Annotated in this window: 25 protein-coding genes and 1 tRNA gene; 10 read left to right on the top strand and 16 right to left on the bottom strand. The window is 66.1% G+C overall.

Annotated elements, in window-relative coordinates:
* Positions 1–37: 37 nt before the first annotated feature.
* The 6 genes from leuA to miaA form a co-directional block, all read right to left on the bottom strand.
* Entirely contained in the window at positions 38–1,696 is a 1,659-nt protein-coding gene (gene leuA, locus AC3D24_RS02115) for a 2-isopropylmalate synthase (RefSeq protein ID WP_489027774.1), read from the bottom strand.
* 194 nt (positions 1,697–1,890) lie between these two features.
* Positions 1,891–2,496, bottom strand: a complete 606-nt coding sequence (locus AC3D24_RS02120; protein WP_489027775.1) for a YceI family protein — start codon at positions 2,494–2,496, stop codon at positions 1,891–1,893.
* A 513-nt stretch (positions 2,497–3,009) separates the two neighbouring features.
* Entirely contained in the window at positions 3,010–4,029 is a 1,020-nt protein-coding gene (ilvC, locus tag AC3D24_RS02125) for a ketol-acid reductoisomerase (protein ID WP_120299962.1), read from the bottom strand.
* Positions 4,030–4,209: 180 nt separating this feature from the next.
* Positions 4,210–4,725, bottom strand: coding sequence for an acetolactate synthase small subunit (gene ilvN / locus AC3D24_RS02130; protein WP_380778862.1), 516 nt, complete (start codon positions 4,723–4,725; stop codon positions 4,210–4,212).
* A gap of 143 nt (positions 4,726–4,868) precedes the next feature.
* On the bottom strand, positions 4,869–6,617 hold the full coding sequence (locus AC3D24_RS02135) for an acetolactate synthase 3 large subunit (protein WP_489027778.1): 1,749 nt from the start codon (positions 6,615–6,617) through the stop codon (positions 4,869–4,871).
* A gap of 82 nt (positions 6,618–6,699) precedes the next feature.
* The gene (gene miaA, locus AC3D24_RS02140) at positions 6,700–7,629 is read right to left on the bottom strand and encodes a tRNA (adenosine(37)-N6)-dimethylallyltransferase MiaA (protein ID WP_489027780.1); all 930 of its coding nucleotides are present in this window, start codon (positions 7,627–7,629) and stop codon (positions 6,700–6,702) included.
* Between miaA and serB the strand changes: the two genes are divergently transcribed.
* Positions 7,622–8,503: a phosphoserine phosphatase SerB gene (gene serB / locus AC3D24_RS02145; RefSeq protein ID WP_489027782.1), complete on the top strand. Its 882-nt coding sequence runs from the start codon at positions 7,622–7,624 to the stop codon at positions 8,501–8,503. The two genes, miaA and serB, sit on opposite strands and share 8 nt — an antisense overlap.
* 136 nt (positions 8,504–8,639) lie before the next feature.
* On the opposite strand, the gene AC3D24_RS02150 is transcribed toward serB, so the two are convergent.
* The 3 genes from AC3D24_RS02150 to AC3D24_RS02160 all read right to left on the bottom strand — a co-directional run bounded on the left by AC3D24_RS02150 (position 8,640) and on the right by AC3D24_RS02160 (position 10,430).
* Positions 8,640–9,125: a hypothetical protein gene (locus tag AC3D24_RS02150; RefSeq protein WP_489027784.1), complete on the bottom strand. Its 486-nt coding sequence runs from the start codon at positions 9,123–9,125 to the stop codon at positions 8,640–8,642.
* A 74-nt stretch (positions 9,126–9,199) separates the two neighbouring features.
* Positions 9,200–9,400, bottom strand: a complete 201-nt coding sequence (locus AC3D24_RS02155) for a hypothetical protein (protein WP_489027786.1) — start codon at positions 9,398–9,400, stop codon at positions 9,200–9,202.
* 25 nt (positions 9,401–9,425) lie between these two features.
* Complete coding sequence (locus AC3D24_RS02160) at positions 9,426–10,430, bottom strand: SPOR domain-containing protein (protein ID WP_489027787.1); 1,005 nt, start codon at positions 10,428–10,430, stop codon at positions 9,426–9,428.
* Positions 10,431–10,655: 225 nt separating this feature from the next.
* On the opposite strand from AC3D24_RS02160, the gene AC3D24_RS02165 reads away from it, so the two are divergent.
* Genes AC3D24_RS02165 through AC3D24_RS02175 form a run of 3 tightly spaced genes read left to right on the top strand, consistent with a single transcriptional unit; the run spans position 10,656 to position 13,177 of the window.
* Positions 10,656–11,360, top strand: a complete 705-nt coding sequence (locus tag AC3D24_RS02165) for an AAA family ATPase (protein WP_489027789.1) — start codon at positions 10,656–10,658, stop codon at positions 11,358–11,360.
* Between the two features lie 4 nt (positions 11,361–11,364).
* Positions 11,365–11,826, top strand: a complete 462-nt coding sequence (locus tag AC3D24_RS02170) for a hypothetical protein (RefSeq protein ID WP_489027790.1) — start codon at positions 11,365–11,367, stop codon at positions 11,824–11,826.
* Between the two features lie 16 nt (positions 11,827–11,842).
* Complete coding sequence (locus tag AC3D24_RS02175; RefSeq protein WP_489027792.1) at positions 11,843–13,177, top strand: SPOR domain-containing protein; 1,335 nt, start codon at positions 11,843–11,845, stop codon at positions 13,175–13,177.
* A gap of 138 nt (positions 13,178–13,315) precedes the next feature.
* Here AC3D24_RS02175 and AC3D24_RS02180 read toward each other — a convergent pair whose 3' ends face one another.
* Both AC3D24_RS02180 and AC3D24_RS02185 read right to left on the bottom strand, forming a co-directional pair.
* Positions 13,316–14,536 carry a dihydroorotase gene (locus AC3D24_RS02180; RefSeq protein ID WP_489027793.1) on the bottom strand — a complete coding sequence of 407 codons (1,221 nt, stop codon included), beginning with the start codon at positions 14,534–14,536 and terminating at the stop codon, positions 13,316–13,318.
* A complete protein-coding gene (locus AC3D24_RS02185) occupies positions 14,533–15,519 on the bottom strand; it encodes an aspartate carbamoyltransferase catalytic subunit (RefSeq protein WP_489027794.1) in 987 nt (328 codons plus the stop codon). The genes AC3D24_RS02180 and AC3D24_RS02185 overlap by 4 nt, the downstream gene beginning before the upstream one ends.
* Positions 15,520–15,641: 122 nt before the next feature.
* Between AC3D24_RS02185 and AC3D24_RS02190 the strand changes: the two genes are divergently transcribed.
* The gene (locus AC3D24_RS02190; protein WP_489027796.1) at positions 15,642–17,171 is read left to right on the top strand and encodes a hypothetical protein; all 1,530 of its coding nucleotides are present in this window, start codon (positions 15,642–15,644) and stop codon (positions 17,169–17,171) included.
* Here the strand turns inward: AC3D24_RS02190 and ruvX are convergent.
* Both ruvX and AC3D24_RS02200 read right to left on the bottom strand, forming a co-directional pair.
* Positions 17,168–17,635 carry a Holliday junction resolvase RuvX gene (gene ruvX / locus AC3D24_RS02195; protein WP_489027797.1) on the bottom strand — a complete coding sequence of 156 codons (468 nt, stop codon included), beginning with the start codon at positions 17,633–17,635 and terminating at the stop codon, positions 17,168–17,170. The genes AC3D24_RS02190 and ruvX overlap by 4 nt on opposite strands.
* Entirely contained in the window at positions 17,632–18,741 is a 1,110-nt protein-coding gene (locus AC3D24_RS02200; protein ID WP_489027799.1) for a DUF3089 domain-containing protein, read from the bottom strand. The genes ruvX and AC3D24_RS02200 overlap by 4 nt, the downstream gene beginning before the upstream one ends.
* Positions 18,742–18,993: 252 nt before the next feature.
* On the opposite strand from AC3D24_RS02200, the gene gatC reads away from it, so the two are divergent.
* From gatC to gatB, 3 genes are all read left to right on the top strand, one after another.
* On the top strand, positions 18,994–19,296 hold the full coding sequence (gene gatC / locus AC3D24_RS02205; protein ID WP_056048145.1) for an Asp-tRNA(Asn)/Glu-tRNA(Gln) amidotransferase subunit GatC: 303 nt from the start codon (positions 18,994–18,996) through the stop codon (positions 19,294–19,296).
* Positions 19,296–20,780 carry an Asp-tRNA(Asn)/Glu-tRNA(Gln) amidotransferase subunit GatA gene (gene gatA, locus AC3D24_RS02210; RefSeq protein WP_489027800.1) on the top strand — a complete coding sequence of 495 codons (1,485 nt, stop codon included), beginning with the start codon at positions 19,296–19,298 and terminating at the stop codon, positions 20,778–20,780. The genes gatC and gatA overlap by 1 nt, the downstream gene beginning before the upstream one ends.
* Before the next feature lie 160 nt (positions 20,781–20,940).
* Positions 20,941–22,422, top strand: a complete 1,482-nt coding sequence (gatB, locus tag AC3D24_RS02215; RefSeq protein WP_093397113.1) for an Asp-tRNA(Asn)/Glu-tRNA(Gln) amidotransferase subunit GatB — start codon at positions 20,941–20,943, stop codon at positions 22,420–22,422.
* A 297-nt stretch (positions 22,423–22,719) separates the two neighbouring features.
* Here the strand turns inward: gatB and AC3D24_RS02220 are convergent, their stop codons facing one another.
* Positions 22,720–23,376, bottom strand: a complete 657-nt coding sequence (locus AC3D24_RS02220; protein ID WP_489033017.1) for a retropepsin-like aspartic protease family protein — start codon at positions 23,374–23,376, stop codon at positions 22,720–22,722.
* 153 nt (positions 23,377–23,529) lie between these two features.
* Here AC3D24_RS02220 and AC3D24_RS02225 point away from each other — a divergent pair, with 153 nt between their 5' ends.
* On the top strand, positions 23,530–24,162 hold the full coding sequence (locus AC3D24_RS02225; RefSeq protein ID WP_489027802.1) for a hypothetical protein: 633 nt from the start codon (positions 23,530–23,532) through the stop codon (positions 24,160–24,162).
* A gap of 15 nt (positions 24,163–24,177) precedes the next feature.
* Here the strand turns inward: AC3D24_RS02225 and AC3D24_RS02230 are convergent, their stop codons facing one another.
* Complete coding sequence (locus AC3D24_RS02230; RefSeq protein WP_489027803.1) at positions 24,178–24,396, bottom strand: hypothetical protein; 219 nt, start codon at positions 24,394–24,396, stop codon at positions 24,178–24,180.
* A 2-nt stretch (positions 24,397–24,398) separates the two neighbouring features.
* Entirely contained in the window at positions 24,399–24,554 is a 156-nt protein-coding gene (locus tag AC3D24_RS02235; RefSeq protein WP_168371595.1) for a hypothetical protein, read from the bottom strand.
* A gap of 109 nt (positions 24,555–24,663) precedes the next feature.
* On the opposite strand from AC3D24_RS02235, the gene AC3D24_RS02240 reads away from it, so the two are divergent.
* A tRNA-Leu gene (locus tag AC3D24_RS02240) sits at positions 24,664–24,748 on the top strand.
* Positions 24,749–24,786: the final 38 nt, after the last annotated feature.

Consider the following 24,786-nt stretch of genomic DNA (forward strand, 5'->3'; position numbering starts at 1 on the left):
CGACCCTCTCCCCCTCGGGGAGAGGGAGTTGGCTTTCTTACGCCCGGTTCGCGGCCGACAACACTGCACGCACCGAAGCGGTCGCGATATCGGTGTCCATACCGACGCCGAACACCGTCTTGCCCTCGGCGGTCCGGCATTCGACATAGGCCGCCGCCTGCGCATCCGCGCCGTGGCCGATCGCGTGTTCGTTGTAATCGACCACGTCGAGCGTCGGCCCTGTCGACTCCGCGATCGCCGCGATCACGCCCGAGATCAGCCCGTTGCCGCGTCCCGAGATCGACCGCTCCTCGCCGTCGATCGCCACCCGGCCGATGAACACGCGCTGTCCCGAGGCACCGCTTTCCTCGTAATCGCGCAACTCCACGCGGTCGTCCGCCTGCGGCATGTAGGTCCGCTCGAACAGGCCCCAGATGTCCGCCGCGTTGAGTTCGCGGCTGGTCTCGTCGGCATAGGCCTGGACGTGCCGGCTGAAGTCCGCCTGCAACCGCTTGGGCAGCTTCAGGCCCTTGTCCTGCTCGATCACCCAGGCGACGCCGCCCTTGCCGGACTGCGAGTTCACGCGGATCACCGCCTCGTAGCTGCGACCGAGATCGGCAGGGTCGATCGGAAGATACGGCACCTCCCACAGCGTGTCGTTCTTCGCCTCCTGCGCCGCGAAGCCCTTCTTGATCGCGTCCTGATGCGACCCCGAGAACGCGGTGAAGACCAGGTCGCCGGCATAGGGCGTGCGCGGGTGGACGGGGATGTTGGTGCAGTAATTGACCGTGTTCACTACGCCGTCGATGTCCGACAGGTCGAGCTTCGGGTCGACGCCTTGCGTGTACATGTTGAGCGCGACGGTCACGAGGTCGCAATTGCCGGTACGCTCGCCATTGCCGAGCAGGCAGCCCTCGACCCGGTCAGCGCCCGCCATCATGCCGAGTTCCGCCGCGGCGACGCCGGTGCCGCGGTCGTTGTGCGTGTGCAGCGAGATCGCCACCGCGTCGCGGTTGCGGATGTTGCGCCCGAACCATTCGATCTGGTCCGCATAGATGTTGGGCGTCGCGCACTCGACGGTCGCAGGCAGGTTGAAGATGATCGGGTTGTCGGTCGTCGGCATCAGGACGTCCATCACCGCTTCGCAGACCTCGAGGCTGAAATCGAGCTCGGCAGTCGAGAAGGTCTCTGGCGAATATTCGAACTGCCAGCGGACGTTAGGCTGCTTGGCGGCTTCGTCTCGCAACACCTTGGCGCCGTCGATCGCGATCTGCTTCACCTGCGCGCGGTCCATGCCGAACACGATCTTGCGCCACGCCGGCGACACCGCGTTGTAGAGATGGACGATCGCGGTCTTCGCGCCGACCAGGCTGGCAAAGCTCGTCTCGATCAGGTCGCGGCGCGACTGCGTCAGCACCTGGATCGATACGTCGTCGGGGATCCGCCCGGTCTTCACCAGCCCGGAGATGAAGTCGAACTCGGTCGCACCCGCGCTCGGGAAACCGACCTCGATCTCTTTAAGCCCGACGTTGCAGAGCAGGTCGAAGAACCGCGTCTTCTTCTCCGCATCCATCGGGTCGATCAGCGCCTGGTTGCCGTCGCGCAGATCGGTGGAGAGCCAGCGCGGTGGCTTGACGATGGTCTTCGACGGCCATTGGCGGTCGGGCAGGTCGACTTGTGGGAAGGGTCGGTATTTGGTCGATGGGTCGCGCAGCATGGCTCGTGTCTCTCGTGTCGTCGGGAGCGTTCGGGTCAGCCCTTAGGCGCGAGGCACGGGGCATGGCCACCGCGCAAACGATCGGCGCGCCTAAGGGCGCGTAAGTCGAAGCAGCAGGAGGCGGCCATACGTCATTGATGGCGTCCTATCGCGCGGACACGTCCCGTGTCCAGCGCGATAGAAATTTTGATAGATTATTGCGCGGAGAAAGCGGCGTTGATCGTCAGGTCGACCTTGTCCGACACCACCGGCGCGTAGGCGCCGATGTTGAAGTCGCTGCGCTTGATCGAGGTCGTCGCGCGGAAGCCGAAGTTCAGCTTCTTGTTCATCGGGTTCGCGCCGGCGCCAATGAAGGTCGCCTGAAGCACCACCGGCTTGGTGACGCCCTTGAGAGTAAGGTCGCCGGTGATCGTTGCCTTGTCGCCGGTCGCGACGACCTTGGTCGAGACGAACTTGGCGGTCGGGTAGGTCGCGGCGTCGAAGAAGTTGTTCGACTTCAGATGGCCGGCGAACGGCGCTGCGGTGACCGAGAGCTGGTCGATCGCAAAGTTGACTTCGACCTTGGTCGCGGTCGGCTTGGCGGGATCGATCGTGATGCTGCCCCCCGACGCGCCGAGCTGCCCTTCGAGCATCGAGAAGCCCATGTGGTTGACCTGCCACGTGACCTGCGTGTGGTTGGGGTCGACCGCGTAGGTGCCGGCGGTGACGCGCGCCTTGACGGGGGCGCCGGGGATGGCGGCGGTCTGTGCCAGCACGGGCGCGGCGGTGAGGGCGAGGATGGTGGCTAGGACTAGGCGCATGCGGAATCTCCTGTTTGATGCGCGATGCTGGCCGAGCGGCTGCGTTGCGTCAAACGGCGTTATGCCAACGCTGTGTTTCGGATTTGGATCGGTGGTGGGGGCGCAGGCGGTTCCCTCGCGGATGCGGGGGGCCAGCTAAACCACGGTCACCGCCCGATACTCTGGGCTCCCGCCTTCGCGGGGGAACAAGAGGGGGGAGAACTGAGTCGGGAAACGAGATTAGCGGGGAACGGGAGTGGGGTAAAAACGGGAGTGTTGGGGGAGAGGAGCGCTTACCCCAAAACGCCACCACCCCGGCGAAGGCCGGGGCCCAATTGGGGGACGGCGGTAACGGAGGATTGTCCTCCGTCACTACGACCTTTCCAATTGTACCCCGGCCTTCGCCGGGGTGGGGTGAGGGGTGTGGGGCAACCGAAGCGCACTCCCCACGCCCGTCCGTCGGCCACGGCGAAACCGCGCCCTATGGGCGGGCTCCGTCGTGCCGGCCGGTCGATAAAGCGAAAACTGACGCCGTCAGTTTTTCGCCTTATCGACGAGCGCATTCTTCCCAATCCAAGGCATCATCCCGCGCAGTTCCGACCCAATCTTCTCGATCGGATGCGCCAGCGCCTGCTTCCGCGCCGCCTTCAACTCAGGCTGACCCGCGCGGTTGTCGAGGATGAAGTTCTTCACGAACCGACCCGACTGGATGTCGGCCAGCACGCGCTTCATCTCGGCCTTGGTCTCCGACGTGATGATCCGCGGCCCCGTCGTGATGTCGCCATACTCCGCCGTGTTCGAGATCGAATAGCGCATGTTGGCGATGCCGCCCTCGTACAGCAGATCGACGATCAGCTTGGTCTCGTGGAGGCACTCGAAATACGCCATTTCGGGCGCGTAGCCGGCCTCGACCAGCGTCTCGAACCCGGCCTGAATGAGGTGGGTGATGCCGCCGCAAAGGACTGCCTGCTCGCCGAACAGGTCGGTCTCGCATTCCTCGCGGAAGTTGGTCTCGATGATGCCCGAGCGACCGCCGCCGACGCCGCTGGCATAAGCGAGCGCGATGTCGTGCGCGTTGCCCGACTTGTCCTGGTCGATCGCGATCAGGCAGGGGACGCCGCCACCGCGGACATACTCGCTGCGCACGGTGTGGCCGGGGCCCTTGGGCGCGATCATGATGACGTCGAGATCGGCACGGGGCTCGATCAGGCCGAAATGCACGTTGAGGCCGTGGGCGAACGCGATCGTTGCGCCCTGCTTGAGGTTGTCGTGCAGGTCGGCAGCGTAGATCGCCGCCTGATGCTCGTCGGGCGCGAGAATCATGACGATGTCGGCCCAGGCGGCAGCTTCCTTGTTCGACTTGACCGCGAAGCCCGCCTCGATCGCCTTCTTGGCGGTCGCCGAGCCTTCGCGAAGTGCGATCGCGACGTCCTTGACGCCCGAATCACGGAGGTTTTGCGCGTGGGCGTGGCCCTGCGAGCCGTAACCGACGATCGCGATCTTCTTGTCGGTGATGAGGTTCAGATCGGCGTCGCGATCGTAATAGACACGCATTGAAATGGTCCTTTCTGGAAGAATTGGGTCATGAAGCGTCGGAGCCCGCAAAATCGTCATGCCAGCGAAAGCTGGTATCTCATGCGGCTCTTGCGGGACAGGAGCCGGGGGAGACCCCAGCTTTCGCTGGGGTGACGAATGGGGGGACGGGTTAGGTAAAATTGAGGTCGGTCGGGAAACTCAGGCCGGCTCTTTGCCGCGGGCGATCGCGACGATGCCGGTTCGGGCGACTTCGATCAGACCGACTTCACCCATGAGTTCGACGAACTTGTCGATCTTGTCGATGCCGCCGGTAACCTCGAACACGAAGCTCGACGTCGTCGCATCGACGACGCGCGCGCGGTAGACGTCGGCGAGGCGCAGCGCCTCGATCCGGTGGTCGCCGGTGCCGCGGACCTTCACCAGTGCGAGCTCGCGTTCGACGTGCGCGCCCTGTGCCGTGAGGTCGGTGACCTTGTGCACGGGGACGAGCCGGTCGAGCTGGGCGAGGATCTGTTCCATCGTCGCCGGCGAAGCGCTGGTGACGATGGTGATCCGGCTGACCGACTTGTCCGCGGTGATCTCGGACACCGTCAAGCTCTCGATATTATAGCCGCGCGCGGTGAACAGGCCGGCGATCCGGGCGAGGATGCCCGGTTCGTTGTCGACGATGACGGCGAGCGTGTGCCGCTCGGCCTTTTCCTGGGGAATGTGCATGGTTCAGTCTCCCCCCCGCCCGCTTGCGGGAGGGGGTAGGGGGTGGGCGCGCGGATGGCCGCTAGCGATGCCGGTCGGGGTTGAGCGCGAGCCCACCCCCGGCCCCTCCCGTTCACGGGAGGGGGGAAGAAGTGACTGCGCCATCAAACCAGCGCCTTCGCTTCGTCGTCCATCGTGCCGGACACTTCGTTCGCCTGCAGGATCATGTCGGTATGCGCCGCGCCCGACGGGATCATCGGGAAGCAATTGGTCAGCTGCGAGACGCGGCAATCAACGATCACCGGGCCGTCATGGGCCAGCATGTCCGCGATGCCGCCGTCGAGCTGGTCGCGCGTCTCGATCAGGATGCCCTTCCAGCCATACGCCTCGCCGAGCTTCACGAAATCGGGCAGGGAATCCGAATAGCTCTCGGCATAGCGGCTCTCATAGGTGAGCTCCTGCCACTGGCGGACCATGCCCATATACTGGTTGTTGAGGATGAAGATCTTCACCGGCAACCGGTATTGCGACGCGGTCGCCAGCTCCTGGATGTTCATCTGGATCGAGGCTTCGCCGGCGATGTCGATGACCAGCGCGTTCGGGTTGCCGAGCTGCGCGCCGATCGCGGCGGGCAGGCCATACCCCATCGTCCCGAGACCGCCGCTGGTCAGCCACTTGTTCGGCTTCTCGAACCCGAAATGCTGCGCCGCCCACATCTGGTGCTGGCCGACCTCGGTCGTGATGATCGGCGAGCGCGCGTGCGTCGCATCGAACAGCGCCCGGATCGCACGCTGCGGCATGATCTCGTTCGGGTCGTTCTCGGGGAAGTCGAGACACTTCACCGCGCGCCAGCCGGCGATCCGCCGCTGCCAGTCGGTCGTGTCGGGCTTCGGATGCTGGCGGCTCTTCCAGATCCGGACCATGTCCTCGAGCGCATGGCCGACATCCGCGATGATCCCGAGATCAACGCGCACGGTCTTGTTCACCGACGAGCGGTCGATGTCGATATGCACTTTCCGCGAGTTCGGGCTGAACGCGTCCAGCCGCCCGGTCACGCGGTCGTCGAAGCGCGAGCCGAGCGCGACGACGAGGTCGGCCTGGTTCATCGCCATGTTCGCTTCGTACGTGCCGTGCATCCCGAGCATGCCGAGCCACTGCGGCCCGGACGCGGGATAGGCACCGAGACCCATCAGCGTCGACGTCACCGGCGCGCCGGTGATGCGGACGAGCTCGCACAGCAACTGGCTTGCGGCGGGCCCCGAGTTGATGATGCCGCCGCCGGTATACAGGATCGGACGCTCGGCCGCGGCGAGCATGTCGACGAGCTGCTCGATCTGCGACTGGTCGGCCTTCACCTGCGGGCGATAGGTCTTGTGCTGGATCGGCCCCGGCTTCTTGTAGCGCGCGGTCGCGACCTGCACGTCCTTGGGAATGTCGACGACCACCGGGCCGGGACGCCCCGAGGTGGCGATATGGAACGCCTCGTGGATCACGTCGCCAAGCTTGGCGGGATCCTTCACGAGATAATTATGCTTCGAGCAATGACGCGTGATGCCGACGGTATCGGCTTCCTGGAACGCGTCGGTGCCGATCAACGCGGTCGGCACCTGGCCGGTGATCACGACCATCGGGATCGAATCCATCAGCGCGTCGGTGATCCCCGTGACCGCATTGGTCGCGCCAGGGCCCGAGGTGACGAGCACCACGCCGGGCTTGCCGGTCGAGCGGGCATAGCCTTCCGCGGCATGCGTTGCAGCCTGTTCGTGGCGCACGAGGATGTGCTTGATCCGACCCGAGCGAAACAACGCGTCGTAGATCGGCAGCACGGCGCCACCCGGATAGCCGAAGACGACCTCCACGCCGAGATCGCACAGCGCCTCGATCAGGATATCGGCTCCACTCTTCTCGGTCATTTCATATCATCCTTTGCGAGAACACTGCCTTTAGCGTCTCGTGGAGGGGCCGGCTACCGATATAAAAGATGCGTGTCAAACATCATTTGAGCAATATAGTTTCAAATTGCTGCAGGCGCGTTGAGAGATCGAGGGCTTCGGTGCGCGTCCAGATGGCGGGAGGCTGGTGCCTTAGCCAAGTGTATTGTCGCTTGGCGTAGCGCCGCGTGGCGAGCGATCCGGCGGCGATGGCGTCGGGTTTCGAGGTCTCGCCGCGAACGAGCGCGGCAATCTCGGGCACGCCGATCGCGCGGCGGATCGGGGCGTCCTGCGGGATGTCGGTGCGGGCAAGCAGCGCGGCGATCTCCTCCCGGCTGGTATCGGCCATCTCGGCGAAACGCTGGTCGATGCGCGCGTTGAGCCAGTCGCGGTCGGGGATCAGGATGAGCGCGCGGACGTCGATCGTCTCGCCGATCCCGCCGACTTTCTCCGTCTGCCAGTCGGCGAGCGTGCGGCCGGTGCCGCGGACGACCTCAAGCGCGCGGGCCACGCGGGTAGTGTCGGCTGCGTTGAGCTTGGCGGCGGCTTGTGGGTCGAGTTGCGCGAGCGCGGCGTGTGCCTCGGCGACGGGGAGCGCGCGGACTTGCTCGCGAAGGGCCGGGTCGATTGCGGGAACAGGCGCGATACCGTCGAGCAAGGTGCGGATGTAGAGCCCGGTGCCGCCGACCAGGATCGGGAGCTTGCCCTCGGCCAGCGTGTCTTGGATCGCCTGCGTCACCTCGGCGGCCCAGCGTGCGGCGGAGTAGCTCGCGTCGGCGGCGTCTACATGGCCGAACAGGCGGTGCGGCGCGCTCGCCTCTTCTTCGACCGAAGGCCGCGCGGTGAGAACGCGGAGGTCGGCATAGACCTGCGCGGAATCGGCATTGACGACGACGCCGTCGTGGCGGGCGGCTACGGCCAGCGCGAGCGCGGACTTGCCGCTCGCGGTCGGCCCTGCGATGAGCGCCACCTTCGGGAGAGTTTCTATGTTCACGGCAACGCTTATAGCCTCGGGCACGCTGACCGCAGGCGATATTTCGACCGCGATGGACCGCCTGCGCGACGCCGTCTGCGCACCGGGCGTCAGCGGCTGGATCGACGAAGGCGACGCTGCCGACCTGATCTTCGGGATGGCGCCGGATGCGGCTCGGACCGCGCTCGAGGGGGCATTCCCCGCGACCGACGTCGTCGTGCAATCGAGCCTGACGCGCACGAAGACGTTGCTCGTAGCCGACATGGACTCGACGATGATCACTGTCGAATGCATCGACGAACTCGCCGACTACGCTGGCATCAAGCCGCAGATCGCCGAAATCACCGAACGCGCAATGCGCGGCGAATTGGACTTCGAAGCGGCGCTCGACGCCCGGGTGGCTCTGCTGAAGGGGCTAGCCGAAAGCGACATCGAGCGCTGCCTGGCCGAACGCGTGAAGATCATGCCTGGCGCGAAGGCGCTGGTGCGGACGATGCGCGCAAGGGGCGCTCTGGCAGTACTGGTGTCGGGCGGCTTCACGCGGTTCGCCGAGCCGGTGGCGAAGGCGATCGGGTTCGATCGCGCGATCGCCAACGTGCTGGAGATCGAGAGTGGCGTGCTGACGGGGACGGTGACCAAGCCGATCGTCGGGTCGAATACGAAGCTGACGACGCTCCACGCCGCGATCGCCGAGCGGGGGATCGCGGTTGAGGAATCACTCGCGGTCGGTGATGGCGCGAACGATCTGGCGATGATTGAGGCGGCCGGGCTTGGTGTGGCCTATCACGCCAAGCCGATCGTCGCGGCGGCAGCCGCGGCGCGGATCAATCATGGGGATCTGACGGCGCTTCTCTATGCGCAGGGTATCGCGAAGCAGCACTGGGTGCTGGACTAGCCGCCCTTACGATCCTCCCCCGCCAGGGGGAGGAGGCGACGGAGGGAAAGGACATGGAACGCTGGTTTCCCTTACCCCCCCCTCCGACTGGCAAGAGCCAGCCACCTCCCCCTGGCGGGGGAGGATGCAAATCGGGTCAGCCCTTCGCCAACGGCGTACCGCTCGCGTTGCACACATAGGTCGCAAGCTCCTCGCGCAACGGCAGGCCCTTGATAGGCCGCAGCGGGCCGTCATGCGCTACGTTGGTCTCGACCAGTGCGCGGTTCGGGCCGACGCCCAGCACGTGGAACAGGCGGTTGGCGCAATCGGTCTCGGTCCGTGCATAGGCGACCTTGCCGCCATGCTCCTGGCGCAGGATCGCGATGATCGTGCCGCCGACGGCTTTCCGCTCGCGCAACAGGAAATGCCGCGAAGTCGGATCGGATGGGGTAGGGATCAACCGGCCCTTGACGGTAAGCTGTTCTGGCTTGGGGACGGCTACGTCCGTCTCGGCGAGGTTGCGCAGCGATACGCCATTGTCCGCCACCGCATCATTGGTCGTGGTCGTCGCAGGCTGCTGGCCAGAACACGCGGCCAACAGCGTTGCGCCGGCAAGTGCCAGCGCCAAGGTCTTCGAATTCATGCATCTAGCTCCCGGTCGATGTCGGGACATAACGACAGGGTCGAGGTTTCGATCCCGGAGACGCGTAATCGGGCTTAGCGTGATCGCTTGTCGGCGGTACGTCGATCCACCTGCTTGGACTGGCGAACGGGCTCGCAGACCCGGCGGATCGGCTGGCAGGCGATGCCGACCGAAGAGCATCCCTGTTTGCCGTCGGTCGGGCAGGCCCGGCATTGCTGCCTGGTCTCTACGCAGGATTGCGGTGTCGGCAGCAGGGCGAAAGCCAGCAGCAGCATCGGGGTCAGACTTTCCGCGAGAGGATCAGGGCGCGACCACGACGCAGGGCGTCCCCGCGGCGGCACAGGCGCGCGTCGCCTCCGCCTTCGAGGCGAAACCGCCGGCCTGAAGCCGCGTCACGCTACCGGCCTTCGGGTAGAAGGGCTGGGCGCCGCGAAGCTTGCCGCGGACACGGTTCCAGAGCGTCTCGGCATTGCCCTGGTCGCGGAAGGCGCCGAGCTGGATGCGCCAGTTGCCGGCCGCCCGCGCGGGTGTCGGGATCGGCTTTGCGGCAACGGGTTTGGGCGGGATCGATTTAGGCGGGACAGGTTTGGCCGTGACGGGCTTCGGCGGTAGCGGCTTGGGCGCAGGCTCGCGCACCGGTTCACGCGTGGGCACCGGAACGCGGGCAGGAAGCGAACTTGGTGCGATCCTCGACGGGCGCGGTGTCTCGGCCACACGCGATGGCGGAACGTCGGACTGGCCGATCGTCGAGCGCGGCGGCCCCTGTGGCTTGGCCTGCAGCGCATATTGCTGGGCGAGCGCAGTACCCTTCTCGCGATCCGCCGGGGAAATGTAATGGTCCATCTGCGCCAGTGTCTGCGAGGCGGACTGCAGACCCGATGCCGAGGCGCGCGTCATCAGTGCATAGGCGCGAGAGAAATCGCGGGGTATGCCGTCGCCGTTGAACAGCATCGTGCCGAGTACGAGCTGGGTCCGCGGCTCGCCGCGCGCGACCGACTTTTCAAGCCAGGGCAGCGCATCCGTCTTCTTGCCGGCCTGGAACAGCGCGAGCCCGTAATTGTCCTCGGCCTGCTGGTGGCCCTGCATGGCGGCCTTGCGGAACCAGCTTTCGGCGAGCGCGGGATCGAGCGGTACGCCGCGGCCGAGCTTGTAGGCCTGCGCCAGATTGAACTGCGCGTCGGCGTCGCCGGCAATGGCAAGCGGGCGCCATTCGCCGACCGCGCGCGGGAAATCGCCCTTGGCCCAGGCATCGACGCCAGCTTTCACGTCGGCCATCGCGGGAACGGCGACGAGCAGGCTGCCCATCGCGACCGTCCCTAAGAGAAGCTTCCCAATCGTCATCGCTCTACCTCAACATCCGCTCGTCGCCACCCTGCCGCCGTTCGTCGCGCAAGGCAAAGCCGAAGCAGCCGGGAGTGCGGTAATATCCAGCTAATATCGCTCGATACGCACCCATTATGAAGCGACGTTAACCGGTTCTTAGACCGCCGCGTGCCATTCCCGTCGCGAATACCAGGGGTTCGGGGACTTATGCGCGTTCTAGCGTTCGCATCGCAGAAGGGGGGATCGGGGAAGACGACCTTGACGGGTCATCTCGCCGTCCAGGCGGAGCGTGCCGGCCACGGACCCGTGGTGCTGATCGACATCGATCCGCAGGGCTCGCTGTCGGACTGGTGGAACGAGCGCACCGCCGAGGAGCCGGCGTTCGCGCAGACCACCGTGTCGCGGCTCGCGGCCGATCTCGAAATTCTCCGCCAGCAGGGCTTCAAACTGGCGATGATCGACACCCCGCCCGCGATTACGATGGCGATCCAGAGCGTGATCCAGGTCGCCGAACTGATCGTCGTGCCGACCCGGCCGAGCCCGCACGACCTTCGCGCGGTGGGTGCCACCGTCGACATGTGCGCGCGCGCCGGCAAGCCGCTGATCTTCGTCGTCAACGCCGCGACGCCGAAAGCCCGCATCACCGCGGACGCCGCGCTCGCGCTGTCGCAGCACGGTACCGTCGCCCCGGTCATCGTCCACCAGCGCACCGACTTCGCCGCCTCGATGATCGACGGCCGCACCGTCATGGAGGTCGATGCGAAGAGCAAGTCGACTGCCGAGATCGAAGCGCTGTGGACCTATGTCTGCGACCGGCTCGAGAAGAATTTCCGTCGCACCGTGTTCAGCGTGCCGACCGCCGCCGGGCAACGCCCGACCGCGGGTGGCTTCGGTCGTCGGGTGGTCGGCTGATATCATGGTGCAGCCAAAGCCTCTCGCGTCGCTGTCGTCGTCGCTGCTGGCCCGCAAGGGTGCCGCGCGTCCGGCGATGCGGCCGCAGGACCTGACCCTGCCGCCAGCGCCCGAAGCAAGCGACGATCTGGGCTGGAACGACATGGGCTCGCCGGTTCCGCCGGTGCTGGTCGAACGCGAGGCGTTGAAAGTCGAGATCGAGGCGCGGCCGGTCGCCGTCAAATCGGTGTCGGTCGCGACCGCGACGCGGATCGGCCGGGAGAGCGCGTCGAAGACCAAGGGGGCGAAGGCCGCCTTCACGCTCAGGCTCGATACCGAACGGCATCTCCGTCTGCGGCTGGCGAGCGCGGTCACCAATCTCTCGTCGCAGCAACTGGTTACGCAGGCGCTCGACGCCTTTCTGCACTCCTTGCCGGAGGTGGAGGCGCTCGTCGCGCAACTGCCGCCGATCAAGCCACTTCGTTAGAACAGGGATCATCCCGATGAAAACGCGCGCACTTCTTCTCGGTGGCATGTCGGCTCTCCTGCTCGGCGGTACGATGGTCGGCTGTGCGGCCAATGGCGGTGCCGTTGCCTCGGCCAGTGATCGCAGCGCAGCGCTGTCCGCCAAGAACGCCGCGACGAATGCGGGCAAGGCACAGACCGCGCTTGCTAAGCGCGACGGGACGGTGGCGATCGGGTATGCGGAGGGCGCCGTTGCGCTGATGCCGCAATCGGCAGACTACCGCATGCTGCTCGGCCAGAGCTATCTGCAGGGTGGTCGTTTCGCATCGGCGTCGCGCGCGTTCGCCGACACGCTGCAACTGTCGCCCGGCAACGGAAAGGCGGCGTTGAACCTGGCCCTGGCACAAGTCGCTACGGGCGATTGGCAGGCGGCCCGGCTGACCCTGGCGGCGAACGCGGCGATCATCCCGGCGGTGGACCGCGGGCTGGCGATGTCGCTGGCTGGCGACACGGCGGGCGGCATCGTCGTGCTGACCGAAGCGGCGCGCTCGCCCGAATCGAATGCCAAGGTTCGCCAGAACCTCGCGCTGAGCTTTGCCCTGGCCGGACAATGGCAGGCGGCACGCGTGGTCGCGGCGGCGGACATGGCGCCGGCGGACGTCGATGCGCGGCTCGAGCAATGGGCGGCGTTCGCGCAGCCCGCCAACGCGTCGGATCAGGTGGCGGGGTTGCTCGGCGTTCGGGCGGTGGCGGATGCCGGCCAGCCCGTCGCACTGGCGCTGAATGCGGCGGCACCCGTCGTACCGGGCCTGCCCGAACAGGCTGTGGCGGCCGCGGATCCGGTCGTGATGGCCGCTCCGGTCGAGGTGGCCGCGGTCTCGGCCGCGGGTGCTGTGACGGCGCCGGCGGCCGGGTTCTCGAAGGTGTCGTTCGGGCCGCGGCAGGAGGTCGTCCAGTCGCTGCCGACGATGATGCTGCGTCCCACCGGCGGGCCGATAAAGGTCGCGTCCGTACCGGTCGCGTCGGCGCGCGGGATGGCGACGTCGGCGTATGAAGTGAAGGCACCGGCGGCGGGCAATTGGTACGTCCAGCTCGGCGCGTTCGAGAGCGCCGGCGTCGCCAAGGATGCGTGGGGCCGAGCATCCCGCCGGTTCGCCGCGCTCGCCGGCTACACGCCGAACGGAATGAACTTCAAGGCGCGCGGCGAGGACTATTATCGGCTTTCGGTCGGTGGCTTCACGCGATCGGCGGCGGATGCGATGTGCCGCCAATACCGGGCCAAGGGCGGTGCCTGCTTCGTCCGCATGGGGGCAGGCGATGCGATGGCGCAGTGGCTCCGCAAGTCCGAGATGCAGATGGCGTCGCGGTCTTGAGGGCTTAGGCTACCACCCCGGCGAAGGTCGGGCCCAATTGGGGGACGTTCCCGACGAAGGACTGCGCTCAGTTACGCCGACCTTTCCCATTGTACCCCGGCCTTCGCCGGGGCGGGGTATTGATCGGGGCAGTCAACTTCAAAGAACCTCGCGGCCACCCTTCCACAGCCGCAACACGCGACCCTGTACCGGCAGGCCGTCGAACGGCGTATTGCCCGCTTCGGCCTTGAATGCGTCGCCGACGATCTGCCACGGCGCCTGGCTGTCGAAGAGCATCAGATCGGCAGGCTTGCCGATCTGCAGCGTGCCCGTATCGAGCCCCAGGACCCGCGCTGGATTCCGCGCCAGCAGGGCAAACAGCCGCTCGAGCGTCAACAGCTCGTCGCGGACCAGCATCAGCGCGAGCGGCAAAAGCGTCTCCGCGCCCGCCATCCCGCTGCTCGAATCGGTGAACGGCAGCCGCTTCTCCTCCGGTCCGCGCGGTTCGTGACCCGAGCACAGGACGTCGATCGTACCGTCGGCTATAGCATCCAGCGCCGCGCGTCGGTCACTCTCCGCTCGCAGCGGCGGAGACAGTAGCGCGAACGAGCGGAAATCGCTGACCGCGATCTCGGACAGGTGCAGATGCGCCGGGGTGATGCCGCAAGTGACGCCGACGCCGCGACGCTTGGCGGCGCGGATGAGGTCGAACCCGGCCGCGGTTGTCACCTGGCGGATGTGGATACGCGCGCCGGTATCCTCGGCGAGCATCAGGTCGCGTGCGATCGCCAACGCCTCGGCTATCGCGGGTGCGGCGGGAAGTCCCAGTCGCGTCGCCGTTTCACCCTCGGTGGCGACCGCGCCCGCAGTGAGGCCGGCGTCCTCGGCATGCGCGATGACCGTCACGTCGAGATCGCGTGCATAGGCCAGCACGCGCCGCATCACGCCGCTGTCGGCAATCCAGTGCTTGCCCGTTCCAACCGCCTTCGCACCAGCAGAGAGGCAGATCGCCATCTCGGCGAGATCATGGCCTTCAAGGCCGCGCGTGGCGGCGGCGATCGGGTGGATCCAGAGGTCTGGCTTGCCGATCAAGGCGGCGCGCTGGACGATGCCGGGGTCGTCCAGCACCGGCGACTGATCGGGCATGAGACCGATCCGGACGATACCGCCTGCGCGGAAGGCTGCGCGATCGACCTTCGCCACGCCGAGATCGACGATGCCAGGCGCTACGGTCTGGCCAGCACAGTCGACGATTTGGGCGTCCGCGGGAATGTCGACGATCCCGGTCGCGACGATCACGCCGTCGCGAACCAGCACATTGCCCTTCGTCACGCCGCCGACGGGGCAGGCGAGGGTTGCGTTCGTCAGTGCGAGGATCATGCCCACCCCTCCACGCCGCGCGCTCTTCGCGTCAGCACGTCGAGGCAGGCCATGCGGACGGCCACCCCCATCTCGACCTGTTCGGTGATCGCCGAGCGCGCGTGATCCGCCACAGCGGAGTCGATCTCGACGCCGCGGTTCATCGGGCCGGGATGCATCACCAGCGCATCGGGCGCCGCCTTCGCCAGCCGGTCGAGCGTGAGGCCGTAGCGCATCCGGTATTCGCGCGTGGAGGGGACGTACGCGCCGTCCATTCGTTCGTTCTGGAGCCGGAGCATCATCACCACGTCCGCACCCTCCAGCGCCTTGTCGAAATCGGTGAACGCGGTGACCCCCATCCGCTCGATCATCGGCGGCATCAGCGTCGATGGCGCACACACGCGCACCTCGGCGGCCAGCGCGGTGAGCGCGAGGATGTTCGACCGCGCGACCCGGCTGTGCAGCAGATCGCCGCAGATCACGACGCGCTGCCCGGCGATCGAGCCCTTCCGCCGTCGGATCGTCAGCGCATCGAGGAGAGCCTGCGTGGGATGTTCATGCCGCCCGTCGCCCGCGTTCAGTACCGGGCAATCGACCTTGTCCGCGATCAAGCGCACCGCGCCCGACGACATGTGCCGGATGACGATCACGTCGGCGCGCATCGCGTTGAGCGTCATCGCCGTATCGATCAGCGTCTCGCCCTTCTTCACGCTCGACTGCGCGGCGTGCATGTTGACGACATCGGCGCCGAGCCGCTTGCCGGCGATTTCGAACGACAGCAGGGTACGCGTCGAGTTCTCGAAGAACGCGTTGATCTGGGTGAGCCCGGCCAGCCGCTTGTCGGGCGTGGCGTGCGTCCGGTTCGCGCCGACCCACGTCTCCGCCTCGTCGAGCAGGAACGCGATCTCGTGTGGCTGGAGCCCGTCGATGCCGGTGAGATGCCGGTGCGGGAAGACGGCGCCGCCTTCGATGAGGGCGGCGGGGCGGTGATCTGAGGTTCGCATTAAAGCTGCGGGATAGTGGCCGCGTTGACGAGGGGCAAGGGGTCGAGCGTATCGATCCATGGCGCGATGGTTAACCGGAATTTAGCACGGGCATGGGATTCGGTTTGCGGACAGGGGGATTGATGCAGGACGACATGATCAACGGGACCGGCGGCCGGTGGTGGGAAACGCGCTGGTTCGCCATCGTACTGATCCTGCTGTCCGCTGTGCCGCTGTTGTCGCCGGCGCTGCCTCCGCTGGGCGATTTGCCCGGACACATGGGCCGCTGGCATATCGCGATGGCGCTCCCGACTTCGCCGGATCTTCAACGCTATTACGCGTATCGCTGGGCACTGATCCCCAATCTCGGAATGGACCTGCTCGTTCCGACCCTGGCGTGGCTGACCGGTCTGGAAACCGCGACCAAGCTCATGGTGACGGCGATCCCGATGCTGACCGTCGCCGGCCTGTGGTGGACCGCGCGTGAGACACATGGACGCGTGCCGTCAACCGCGATCTTCGCGCTCCCACTGGCCTATGCATGGCCCTTCCAGTTCGGCTTCGTCAATTTTGCGCTGTCGCAGTCGTTGGCTTTTTGCGCGCTGGCGTTGTGGATCAGGCTTGGGCGGCAGAATTGCCTGCTGGTGCGCGCGATCGTCTTCGTGCCGATTTCGTGCGCGGTGTGGATCTCGCACAGCTTTGGCTGGGGGCTCCTGGGGTTGATGGCGGCTGGGGCGGAACTGGCACGATTCCGCGCCGCCGGGCGACGCTGGCCTGTTTCCTTTGGGCTTGCGGCGCTCCAGTGTGTGTCGCTCGCGATGCCGTCGATCATCATGGCTGCGTCCACCGGCAAGGGGGCGGGGGGGCTCGGTGCAGCCGACTGGTTCAACGTGCCCGTCAAGGCGCTGTGGCTGTTGTCGCTGTTTCGCGATCGCTGGCAGTGGTTTGATCTGCTGTCCTTGGTGCCGATCGTTCTGCTGTTGTACCTCGTATCGCGAAGCCGGCGGATGGGGTTTTCGCCTCTGCTCGGCTGGCCCGCGCTGTTGTGCCTAGGCGCGTTCGTCGTCCTGCCGCGCTTGTTGATGGGCGGGGCCTATGTCGACATGCGGATGGCGCCTGCGACCATGATGCTCGGGCTGATCGCGATACGGCCGACCGATGGCGTCCGGTCGAGGATCCTCGCGACGATGGCAGTCGCGTTCGCGTTGATTCGTTTGGCCGGCACGACGGCAAGCTTTGCCGAGCGATCAGTGGAGCAACAGCGCGAACTCGCGGCCATCGCCGTGATCCCACAGGGCGCCGCGGTGCTGTCGCTTATCGCCCGGCCCTGCAACGGGGAATGGACCGATCTTCGGCGCGATCACCTTCCCGGTTTGGCGATCGTCCGACGTGACGCGTTTACCAACGAGCAATGGGCGATCGAGGGGCAGCAGGCGGTGCACATTCGCTACGCCGTCGCCGCACCCTATACCTCGGACCCCAGCCAGAGCGTCTATCCGTCGATCTGTCCCGACATCGGTTCGAACTTCAAGACGGCGATCGCGGAGTTCCCCCGTGCCGCCTTCACGCATGTCTGGACGATCGGTTTTCCGCCCGGCGCAGCGAAGGCCGCGGATCTGCGCCTGATCTGGACCAACGGCGGATCGGCGCTCTACCGGGTCGAGCGCCGCTAGATCTGTGCCGTCACCAGCGCGTCGATCGCGCCCTGGAGGATGTAGGCGGCGGCCATCTTGTCGACGAGTTCGGCGCGTTTGGCGCGGCTGGCGTCCTGTTCGATCAGCGTGCGGGTGACCGCGACGGTCGACCAGCGTTCGTCCTGGAGCAGGATCGGCATACCCATGTCCTTCAGGTTCTGCGCGAACGCCCGCGTCGATTGCGAGCGCGGGCTCTCGCTGCCGTCGAGGTTGATCGGCAGCCCGATGACGAGACCGACGACCGCCTGCGCCTTGATGATCTCGGCAAGCGCGGCCTTGTCCTTCTGGAACTTGGTGCGGCGGATCAGGAGCGCGGGGCTCGCGAACGACCATCCGGCGTCGCAGAGCGCGGTGCCGATCGTCTTGGTGCCGACGTCGAGGCCGATCAGCCTGCCGCCATTGGGGAGCGCATCGCGGAACTGCGCGGCTGAGAGCGTGATCATTGCGCGAAAGCCTTCAGGCGGCGGTTGGCGTCGGCGCGGATGTTCGCCCAGAACAGGCTGTAGTCATAGACGTGGTAATTGTTGCCGGGCAGCACGTACGGCCCGAGGTTCGGACCCTCGCCGATCAGCAGGAAGCCGCGGTCGGCACAGCGTGCGGGGACGCTGCCGATCGCCATCGTCGCGGTCTTGAGGTCGGCGGACGGGACGAGCGTGCCGAGATTGGCGGTGGCGGGTGCGGTCGCGTCGGCAGTGCCGGTCAGCGGGTTGGTGCAGATCATAGGCGTGGCCTTGCGCGGCTGGCCGTCGAAGCCGGTGGTCTGGTCGTAGGTGTCGACGATCAGCGACGGATCGGCGGGTTCGGCGAAACTCTCCCACGACAGGATGCAGCCGGTTTGGTCGGCGGTCCGGCATTCGACGAGACCCATCTTAGGAAGATCAGTCGCGCGTGAGACGGGCCAGCCGACGACATACGCTGCGACGATCCGTGCCTTCAGCTTGGGATCGGTAGCGATGCGGTCGCGCAGCAGGCGGGTGAGGTGGAGCGCGCCCTGGCTGTGGCCGGCGAGGATGATCGGGCGGGTCGGGCCGGCTTCCTTGAGGAACCGGTCGAACGCGGCGGAGACATCCCCGTACGCCAGCGCCAGCGCGCGTTCGCTATCTGCGGCGCTGGTCAGGAACGCGCCGAACGTCGCCTGGCGATATCGTGGCGCCCAGATGTCGCCGGCCTGGTTGAACGCGCTTGCCTGGCCCCGAAGGAAGAGTTCCGCCCGCGCATTGGTCTCCGGATCGTCGATCGGCGCGTTCCAGTGATCGCGGTTGATGTACGAGGTCGGGTGAATGAAAAAGATCGCCGCGCCTGTGCCGGGCTTGCCTGGCGTGTAACCGGGCGGCGTCCAAAGCGCGGGGTTGCCGGGCGCGTCGGGGCGGGCGAGCCACATGATTTTCCGCGCGTAGATGTTGCGCGGGGCTTCGCGTTGCGCCTGGAAAGTCTCGCTCGGGACCATCGCCACGCGCATCAACTGCGTGCCGAACAGGCGGTAGGCGAGCAGCGCGGCGATCGCGAGGACGATCATCGCGGCGACGAAATAGAGAAACTTGCGGGCCAAGCGGGACCTTCCGTGCAGGCGGTCCGGCTCCCGTGCCGGAAGCGGGGGAAGGTTGCAACGGGCTCCCTCACGATCCTCCCCCGCCAGGGGGAGGTGGCTGGCTCTTGCCAGACGGAGGGGGAGGACAGGGTAACCGAGGTTCCGCGTCCTCCCCCTCCGACGCTTCGCGCCACCTCCCCCTGGCGGGGGAGGATACGAATATGCCAGGGAAACATATTGCGCGCCCGCGCCACGCGGTGCTAGCCGCACGGCATGTCCGTAGATACTGCAACCGTGAAGCGGATCGCGAGCCTTGCGCGCATCGCGATCACCGACGAGGACGCCGCCCGCATGGCGCCGGAACTCGGAAACATCCTTGGCTGGATCGAGATGCTCGAAGAGGTCGACACGACCGGTATCGAGCCGATGACCGCCGTCATCCCGAACACGCTGCGGCTGCGCGACGACGTCGTCAACGCCGACCCGCTGACCGGCGGCGGGATCCGCGAGCAGGTCTTGGCCAATGCCCCGGTGGCAGAGCATGGCTTCTTCGCCGTGCCGAAGGTGATCGAATAATGACCGACCTTACAGATCTCGGCATTGCCGGCATCCGCGACGGCGTTCGCGACGGTTCCTTCAAAGCCCGCGAAGTCGCCGATGCGTTCATCGTAAAGGTGAGCCAGGCCAAGGCGTTGAACGCGTTTCTTGTCGAGACGCCCGAACACGCGATCGCCGCCGCCACCGCGGCCGATACCGCGCGCGAAGCCGGCGAGACGCTCAAGCCGCTGGCCGGCGTGCCGATCGGCATGAAGGACCTGTTCTGCACGAATGGCGTCACGACGACCGCGGCGAGCCACATCCTCGAAGGCTTCACGCCGACCTATGAGTCGACCGTTTCGCAGAATCTTTGGGACGCGGGCGCGGGGATGCTCGGCAAGCTGAACATGGACCAGTTCGCGATGGGCTCGTCGAACGAAACGTCTGCGTTCGGCAACGTGATCTCGCCGTGGAAGCGCAACGATGGCGGTAATGCGTCGCTGGCACCCGGCGGCTCGTCCGGTGGCTCATCGTCGGCTGTAGCCGCACGGCTCTGTCCCGGCGCGACCGGCACCGACACCGGCGGTTCGATCCGCCAGCCTGCCGCCTTCACGGGCATCAGCGGCATTAAGCCGACCTATGGCCGCTGCTCGCGTTGGGGGACGATCGCGTTCGCCTCGTCGCTCGACCAGGCGGGGCCGATGGCGCGCGACGTCAAGGACTGCGCGATCCTGCTCGAGGCGATGGCCGGGTTCGACGCCAAGGACGGCACCTCGTTGCAGCTCGACGTTCCCAAATGGGAAGCGGGTTTATCGGGCAATCTCAACGGCCTGCGCGTCGGCATTCCCAAGGAATATCGCGTCGACGGGATGCCCGAGGAGATCGAGGCGCTCTGGCAACAGGGCATCGCCTGGATGAAGGATGCCGGCGCGACGATCGTCGAGGTCTCGCTCCCGCACACCAAATACGCGTTGCCCGCTTATTACATCATCGCGCCCGCCGAAGCGTCGTCGAACCTCGCGCGCTATGACGGCGTCCGCTACGGGATCCGCGACCTGCCGACCGGCGCCGGCTTGCAGGACATGTACGCCGCGACCCGCGCCGACGGCTTTGGCCCCGAGGTCAAGCGCCGCATCATGATCGGCACCTACGTTCTCTCGGCCGGCTTCTACGACGCGTATTATACGCAGGCGCAGAAGGTCCGGACGCTGATCGCGCGCGATTTCGAGCGGGCTTGGGAGACGTGCGACGTCCTCCTCACCCCGACTGCACCTTCGGCGGCTTTCGCGCTCGGCGAGAAGTCGGCCGATCCGATCGCGATGTATCTGAACGACGTCTTCACCGTGCCGTCGTCGCTCGCTGGGTTGCCGGCGATGTCGGTGCCGGGTGGCCTCGACAAGCAGGGTCTGCCGCTCGGGCTGCAGATCATCGGCAAGCCGCTCGACGAGCAAGGCGTGCTGAACGCGGGTCTCGCGATCGAACAGCGGGCGGGGTTCGTCGCGCGTCCGGATGTTTGGTGGTGAGTTGGATCGGCGAGATGTTTTTCCAAGTCATTGGAGAAGGTCTCGCCGAGAGCTTTAAGCGGTTACGCTTCGGTCGATCGCGATCGACGCCCATTAGCCGAGAACGACAGAAAACGCTGAAACGGCGCGCGCTGCAGCGCCAGAACAGACGGAAGAACCGATGAGCGATTACAGAATCCAGGGCGAAACCGGCGAGTGGGAGGTCGTTGTCGGCCTCGAAGTGCACGCGCAGGTGACGTCGAACGCCAAGCTCTTCTCGGGCGCGGCGACCGCATTCGGCGCGGAGCCCAACACGCAGGTGTCGCTGGTCGATGCGGCGATGCCGGGGATGTTGCCGGTGCCGAACCGCGAGTGCATCCGCCAAGCGGTCCGCACCGGCATGGCGATCGAGGCGCAGATCAACAAATGGTCGCGGTTCGACCGTAAGAATTACTTCTACGCCGACCTGCCGCAGGGCTATCAGATCAGCCAGCTCTATCATCCGATCGTCGGTGAGGGCGCGATCGACATCAGCCTCGACGAGAAGAACCCCGATGCCGCGGGCAAGCGGATCGGCGTCGAGCGCATCCATGTCGAGCAGGATGCGGGCAAACTGATGCACGACCAGCATCCGACCCAGTCGTACGTCGATCTCAACCGCTCGGGCGTCGCGCTGATGGAAATCGTGTCGAAGCCCGATCTCGCGTCTCCTGCGGAAACAGGCGCTTACCTGCGGAAGCTGCGATCGATCCTGCGCTATGTCGGGTCGTGCGACGGCAACATGGAAGAAGGCTCGATGCGCGCCGACGTCAACGTCAGCGTGCGGAAGCCCGGCGACGAGCTGGGCACGCGGACCGAGACGAAGAACGTCAATTCGGTGCGCTTCGTGATGGCGGTGGTCGAGCAGGAGGCCAAGCGCCAGGTCGAGGTGCTCGAAGCCGGCGGCAAGATCCAGCAGGAAACGCGGCTTTACGATCCCGATCGCAACGAGACGCGGTCGATGCGGTCGAAGGAAGACGCGCATGATTACCGCTACTTCCCCGATCCCGATCTGTTGCCGCTGGTGCTCGACGACGCGTTCCTGGCCGAGTGCCGCGCGTCTCTGCCGGAACTGCCTGATGCGAAGCGGGCTCGGTACGAAGCGCTGGGGATCACGGCGTATCAGGCGACGGTGCTGACCGCCGAAGTCGAGGCGGCACGGTGGTTCGATGCGTTGCTTGACGCAGGCGTGAAGCCGGCGGCGGCGGCGAACTGGACGACGTCGGAGCTGTTCGGGGCATTGAACCGGACCGGCAAGGATATCGAGAACTCGCCGGTGTCGCCTGCTCAGGCGGCGGAATTGCTGGGCCTGATCGCGGACGGCACGCTGTCGGGTAGCCTCGCGAAGCAGGTGTTCGAGGTGATGCTCGAGACTGGTGACGGCGCGGCGAAGGTGGTCGAGGATCGCGGGTTGAAGCAGACCAGCGATACCGGCGCGATCGAGGCTGTGATCGCCGACGTGATGGCGGCGAACGCGGACAAGGTCGCGGATTATCGTGGCGGCAAGGACAAGCTGTTCGGCTTCTTCGTGGGCCAGACGATGAAGGCTATGGGGGGGAAGGCCAACCCTGCCGTGGTGAACGAGGTGTTGAAGGGGATGCTTGGAGAGTCGGTGGCTTCGTAAAGCTACCCCTGAGCGACTTGACCGATCTCCCGCCCGTATCTGTTCTCCCGCGAAGGCGGGAGCCCAGGGTAACCGCGCGCAGCGCTGCTTGATTCCTGGGACCCCGCGTTCGCGAAGGAACAGAAGGGGGGAATCTCCCCCATCACCACCACCCCGGCGAAGGCCGGGGCCCAGTTGGGGGACGTTGCTGACTGAGGGGGGCGCTTCGTTACTGCGACCTTTCCAACTGGGCCCCGGCCTTCGCCGGGGTGGCGGCAGTTGGGTAGGATCGGGGAGCAGCGGAGGGCGGGAGGCGCGTTACGCGTCCACCTTCTGTGGATGATGCGGCACGAGGATCAGCGTATTCTCCTCCACGCGCCACGACGCCAGCCGCGACAGGAAGTTCATCCCCAGCACGTTGGTGTCCCCAAACGCCGGCGACACCACCACCTGCAAGTCCCGCGCGACGATCGCGCCCAGCTTCAGGTCCGCGATCTTGCCGGTCTTAGCCGCGATAGATCCATTGGCGGTCTGCAAGACGATTGGCACCACACCGACCCGCGCCTCGATCCCGGCCGCATCCGCCGTCTGCTCCGAAATCGCGGTAATCGTTGCGCCGCTGTCGATCAGCAGCCGCTGACTCACCCCGTCGATCGTCGCCCGCGCCCAGAAGTGCCCATCCGGCGACATGCGGATACGAACCTCGCCGCCAACCACCTGCTGATCCTCGATCTTCAGGAACCGCGCGATCTTGCTCACATAGGGATCGAACTGCCGGCGCTGATCGACCGCGACGAACAGCAGGCCGACCAGCACCAGCGTCATGCCGATATTCACGAGCGTGCGCACGATCGGAATGCGCTGCGCGACCACCAGCACAACGAGAGCAATGCCGAGCGCAATATAGAGCGTGTGCGGTTGGCCGGTGTTGGGAAGCGTAAAGATCGGAGGGTCCTGAAACGTGGGGATAGCAATGTCTTAGCGTAGTCGCAGCAACCTGTATCGGTGCTGACCAAGCAGGGGTGAGCTGAACCTATCGAAGGGACCGATCCGAAACCGGTCAGATTGCGGTACCGCTGGATTGCGCGCTTCCCTCCTACCGGCTCCACTGACTCGGGGGAGCGATACATGGCGATCAAATTGGCAATGACGATCGCGTTATCGATGCTCGGCTCCGGACAAGCGTCGGCCGCAATACGCGGGTCCGGCGACGCCCGGCGCTTGGCCAACATGACGCCTGGGCAATTTCAGGCCCGTGCCACACTGCACGACGACGATCTCGACACGGTCGCGACGATCACCACCGCAGACGGGTTTGTCGAGCGACGGCCGCTGCTGAGCTTGGCGCCCGACGACGTCTTTCTCCGAGCATTTATCGATAAGAAAACGGGACGAGCAGCCTACCAAGTCTACGCCACGATGCGGTATCGCGGCTATGGGTGGGCGGATTGGAAGGTGGCGAACTACGCCACGCCAACCGGGCCTCGATCGATACCGACCCGGAGCATCGCACGCCTGCGCGCGTCATGCTCACGGAGCCTTCCATGCCCCCGGTCGGAAACTATCGGCTTTGCCGTCGATGCCGCACTGCTCAAGGAAGTTGCCGCGCTGTATTCTGCTGACGTGATCACGTCCTGGCGCTTCAAGGTTCTAGCGCAAGACGGTCAAGAACGTGGCTTGTTGCTCTCGACGGCGGAGATTTCCGGACTGCTGATGGCGGTCGACGCGTATCGCACCGACCGCCGCCTGCCGAAGTTCTGAAGCCAATTTCGACGTTTACTGTGCGTCACTGTCCTGATTCTTCACGACGCCACCAGTGCCACCCACACCATCGTGTAGCCCGCTATCGGTGAACGTCTCGGGCTCGTCGCCGCCCTCGCCGCGCTCGACCGCGTCGGAACGCGACTCCACCGCCTGTTCGATGTCGCTGCGGGTGTCCTCGTAACGGTCCTCGGGGAGCGTTTCGGGGTTCGTGCCGGAATGCGGATCGCTCATGCTCAAAACTCCGGCTGGACGGGGGCGGGGTCGTTCGACGGCGTTCCAGGGGCGGGTACGTCTATATCCGGCGCGGGCGGATTGAACTCGGGCGGCGGCGCGGTCGGCTCGACGGGCGACGTCGGGGTCGGGAATTCTGCCGGGGGTTGGGTAGCCATGATGTCTCTCCTTCTGGGTGTTCAACGCCCGTAATCATCGGGAGTTGCCTATCTGCTTGCCCCCGCATGCAACGTTGGTATAGACGCGGCCGCTACGGCGATGTCCTGTGCGGGCGTGGCGGAACTGGTAGACGCGCTTGGTTTAGGTCCAAGTATCGCAAGATGTGGGGGTTCGAGTCCCTTCGCCCGCACCAGCCCGCCGCGCAGGCGAGGCGACCGCCCGAAGAATTAT

This window comes from Sphingomonas sp. SL1004, assembly GCF_057815015.1.

Excerpts from the sequence above, each read along its gene's own strand:
- leuA (WP_489027774.1), bottom strand. The coding sequence starts at position 1,696 with ATGCTGCGCGACCCATCGACCAAATACCGACCCTTCCCACAAGTCGAC.
- AC3D24_RS02120 (WP_489027775.1), bottom strand. The coding sequence starts at position 2,496 with ATGCGCCTAGTCCTAGCCACCATCCTCGCCCTCACCGCCGCGCCCGTG.
- ilvC (WP_120299962.1), bottom strand. The coding sequence starts at position 4,029 with ATGCGTGTCTATTACGATCGCGACGCCGATCTGAACCTCATCACCGAC.
- ilvN (WP_380778862.1), bottom strand. The coding sequence starts at position 4,725 with ATGCACATTCCCCAGGAAAAGGCCGAGCGGCACACGCTCGCCGTCATC.
- AC3D24_RS02135 (WP_489027778.1), bottom strand. The coding sequence starts at position 6,617 with ATGACCGAGAAGAGTGGAGCCGATATCCTGATCGAGGCGCTGTGCGAT.
- serB (WP_489027782.1), top strand. The coding sequence starts at position 7,622 with ATGTTCACGGCAACGCTTATAGCCTCGGGCACGCTGACCGCAGGCGAT.
- AC3D24_RS02150 (WP_489027784.1), bottom strand. The coding sequence starts at position 9,125 with ATGAATTCGAAGACCTTGGCGCTGGCACTTGCCGGCGCAACGCTGTTG.
- AC3D24_RS02155 (WP_489027786.1), bottom strand. The coding sequence starts at position 9,400 with ATGCTGCTGCTGGCTTTCGCCCTGCTGCCGACACCGCAATCCTGCGTA.
- AC3D24_RS02160 (WP_489027787.1), bottom strand. The coding sequence starts at position 10,430 with ATGGGCAGCCTGCTCGTCGCCGTTCCCGCGATGGCCGACGTGAAAGCT.
- AC3D24_RS02165 (WP_489027789.1), top strand. The coding sequence starts at position 10,656 with ATGCGCGTTCTAGCGTTCGCATCGCAGAAGGGGGGATCGGGGAAGACG.
- AC3D24_RS02170 (WP_489027790.1), top strand. The coding sequence starts at position 11,365 with ATGGTGCAGCCAAAGCCTCTCGCGTCGCTGTCGTCGTCGCTGCTGGCC.
- AC3D24_RS02175 (WP_489027792.1), top strand. The coding sequence starts at position 11,843 with ATGAAAACGCGCGCACTTCTTCTCGGTGGCATGTCGGCTCTCCTGCTC.
- AC3D24_RS02180 (WP_489027793.1), bottom strand. The coding sequence starts at position 14,536 with ATGATCCTCGCACTGACGAACGCAACCCTCGCCTGCCCCGTCGGCGGC.
- AC3D24_RS02185 (WP_489027794.1), bottom strand. The coding sequence starts at position 15,519 with ATGCGAACCTCAGATCACCGCCCCGCCGCCCTCATCGAAGGCGGCGCC.
- AC3D24_RS02190 (WP_489027796.1), top strand. The coding sequence starts at position 15,642 with ATGCAGGACGACATGATCAACGGGACCGGCGGCCGGTGGTGGGAAACG.
- ruvX (WP_489027797.1), bottom strand. The coding sequence starts at position 17,635 with ATGATCACGCTCTCAGCCGCGCAGTTCCGCGATGCGCTCCCCAATGGC.
- gatC (WP_056048145.1), top strand. The coding sequence starts at position 18,994 with ATGTCCGTAGATACTGCAACCGTGAAGCGGATCGCGAGCCTTGCGCGC.
- gatA (WP_489027800.1), top strand. The coding sequence starts at position 19,296 with ATGACCGACCTTACAGATCTCGGCATTGCCGGCATCCGCGACGGCGTT.
- gatB (WP_093397113.1), top strand. The coding sequence starts at position 20,941 with ATGAGCGATTACAGAATCCAGGGCGAAACCGGCGAGTGGGAGGTCGTT.
- AC3D24_RS02225 (WP_489027802.1), top strand. The coding sequence starts at position 23,530 with ATGGCGATCAAATTGGCAATGACGATCGCGTTATCGATGCTCGGCTCC.
- AC3D24_RS02230 (WP_489027803.1), bottom strand. The coding sequence starts at position 24,396 with ATGAGCGATCCGCATTCCGGCACGAACCCCGAAACGCTCCCCGAGGAC.
- AC3D24_RS02235 (WP_168371595.1), bottom strand. The coding sequence starts at position 24,554 with ATGGCTACCCAACCCCCGGCAGAATTCCCGACCCCGACGTCGCCCGTC.